Origin of the sequence: Mesorhizobium sp. M7A.F.Ca.US.014.04.1.1, assembly GCF_003998745.1 — a bacterium.
Classification (GTDB): Bacteria; Pseudomonadota; Alphaproteobacteria; order Rhizobiales; family Rhizobiaceae; genus Mesorhizobium; species Mesorhizobium ciceri.
On sequence record NZ_RZRW01000663.1, the window covers coordinates 1 to 2,887 of the forward strand.

The window sequence follows — 2,887 nt, forward strand, 5'->3', positions numbered from 1 at the left end:
GGTGTGTTGGAGCGATGGGTTGGCGGCGGTTGGTTGCCCGAGGAACAGCAAGGCACGACCGGGGGCGAGGCGGATTTCGGTTGTGCCGAGGGCGATGGCGGCTTGCGCGAGGGCGATGATCTTGTCGGCCGGCATGCTGCCGTAGGGCAGGGCGATGCCGAGGGCGGTGGCGTGGCCGGCTAAGGGGAAAAGGCCGATAGGTTTGCGCGAGGCGCCCCCCTCTGTCCTGCCGGACATCTCCCCCTCTAGGGGGGAGATTACGCCGTCACCGATGGTTTCGCCAATCTCCGGTGCTGTTAAGGAAAAGCCGGCGTCGAAGCTGCCAATCTCCCCGCCTGAGGGGGAGATGTCCGGCAGGACAGAGGGGGGCGCCTCGCGCAAACTCGTCGAGCACAGCCAACCCGCCAAAGACACTAATTGCCTCTCCGATAAATCCCTTGCGTGGGCCTCGCGGCCTTTCTCTGCAACCATCCTTAGAGCTGCAACGGCAATATCGCGCGCCGCACCTTGATCGGCAAACGCCAGCGGCCTCGCATTCCTCCCGTCACCCGCGACAGACACGCGCCACCGAACTCCCGCATCGGTGCGCGTTGCAGCAAGCCGCACGTCGGCCGTGACCGCATCCATGGCGAGTTGCCCGCAGCCGTCCACAACGACCGACACCTTCGGTCTTAGGCGCTGTACGAGCCCAGCTTCTTCGATCGCAGCCCTGATACGTTCAGCCAGCGGCCGGGGATCGGCAATCTCTTGCGGATCAATGCCTGCCAGCGGCCCGGTCTCGACCGGCACGCCGGTGCGAACCGCGATATCAAGCGCATCGACCTCCGCCGCCAGCAGCGCAGCACTTTGCGCCGTCAGGCCGCGTATCTGCAAACTGCCGCGCGCGGTGACTTCCATGATGCCATTGCCGTGCCGCAAAGCGGATTCGGCTAGTCCGATCAACGACTCTGGCGACATTCCCCCAGCAACCGGGTTGAGCCGCACCAGCAGGCCGTCGCCGGTTTGCATCGGTGCCGACAAAGCCGGACAGGCGCCGCGGCGCGAGAAGGCGCTCATGCCGCCACCCCAAGTGCTTCTGCCTCGGCAATCAGGGCCGTCAAATCGTCGTCGATGGAATTGCGCAGGGGATGCCAGAGGCCGCGCCGGCGCGCCGACAGGAAACGCTCGGCGATGATTTTTGCGGCGGCGGGGTTTTCGCGCAGGATGAAGGCGCGGACCATGGGATCGCCGACATAGGCGTCATGCACCGCCTCGATCAGCGTTCCCGGAATGGCGTGCGTGGTTTCGGCGAAGCCGACCAGCCGGTCGACGGTTTCGGCGAATTCGGAGGCACCGCGCGGGCCGTGCCGCATCTGGCCAGCGATGAAACGGGCATTGACGGCGCGGGCACGCACGACGCGCGCTACGGCCTCACTGATCGAGCGTGGCTTCGGCTTTTGCGGGTCCGTGGTGTCGAGCACGATGACGTCGGCATTCCTGCCGAGCGCCGCAAGTGCTGCGGAAAAGCCGCCGATGAAGGCCACATCGGCGGAGCCCTCGAGGATGTCGCGGCCGGGGTCGTCGCCGGTGTGGACGAGAAGATCGGCTTCGGCGATGCGGCCCTCGAAGGCGCCGGGCGCGGAGATGCCTTCGCCCCCGGCGCCGCCATAGGCGTGCGATGTAGCGTCGAGATAGGCGCGGCCGATTTCGTCGCGTGCCGCCCAGTCGCCGGAGGACATGAGATCCTCGACGCCGGCGCCGTATGTGCCCGGCGAGGTGCCGAAGATGCGCGGGCTGATCTTGCCGTCGGCGCGGGTTTTGGCCGCGAGCGGGTTTTCCGAATCGTCCTCGTCGCGCGCGGCAACCGCGTTGGCTGCGGCATCGATCAGCGCGATCTGGGTCGGGAACATGTCGCGGAACAGGCCTGATATGCGCCATGTGACATCGACGCGTGGCCTTCCGAGCGTGGCCGGCGGCAGCACTTCGATGCCGGTGATGCGGCCGGTGGCCAAATCCCATTGCGGCCGGCAGCCCATCAGCGCCAGGCCTTGAGCGATCTCCTCGCCGCCGGTGCGCAGCGATGCCGAGCCCCAGAGATCGATGACTAGCGAGCGTGGCCAGTCGCCATGCGACTGCATGTAGCCGCGCACGACTTCCTCCGCCGCTGCCCTGCCCAGATCATAGGCGGTCGGCGTCGGCATGGTGCGCGGGTCCGAGGTGAACAAATTGCGGCCGGTAGGCAAGACGTCCGAGCGGCCGCGCGCAGGCGCGCCGGCCGGCCCAGCCTTGACGTGGCGGCCATCGAGCGCGGCGATGAGCGCCGTCTTCTCGGCTTCAGCACTTTGCCGGCGCATGGCGTCCGGCTCATCCTCCGGAGCGCGGCCATAGATATGCAGCCCGTCCTTGATGGCGAAATCCTTGAGGTCGCAGAGCCAGGCATCGATGCGGCGCAAGGCCTCGTCGGGCGCGTCGGTTCTGGCAACGCCGGCTTCGGAGGCGAGACCGGTTTTTTGCGCGGTGTCGACGATCAGTTTCGCCAGTCGGTCACGGCGGCGACGGTCGAGCCCGTCGGCCTGCGCATATTCGTCGACCAGCCGCTCGAGCTTGTGCTGGTTTTCGTCCAGCCCGGCGCCGGTCAGCGGTGGCGGTAAATGGCCAAGGGTGACGGCGGCAATGCGCCGCTTGGCCTGCGCCGCTTCGCCCGGGTTGGAGACGATGAAGGGATAGATGACGGGCAGGGGACCGGTGACGATCTCCGGAAAGCAGTTTTCCGACAGAGCAACGGTTTTGCCCGGCAGCCATTCAAGCGTGCCATGGGCGCCGACATGGACCAGCGCGTGGACGCCGAGCGACTTGCGCAGCCAGAGGCCGAAGGCGATCAGCGCATGGCGCGGGGGCAGCGTCGGGT

General features: G+C 67.2%; 2 protein-coding genes. Both read right to left on the bottom strand.

The window, feature by feature from the left end:
- Positions 1-1,056: precorrin-3B synthase (cobG, locus tag EOA22_RS29540; RefSeq protein ID WP_127390433.1), on the bottom strand; the 1,056-nt coding region annotated here is incomplete at its 3' end.
- On the bottom strand, positions 1,053-2,887 hold a 1,835-nt coding region (locus EOA22_RS29545), incomplete at its 5' end, for a cobaltochelatase subunit CobN (RefSeq protein WP_206521355.1). The genes cobG and EOA22_RS29545, both read right to left, overlap by 4 nt.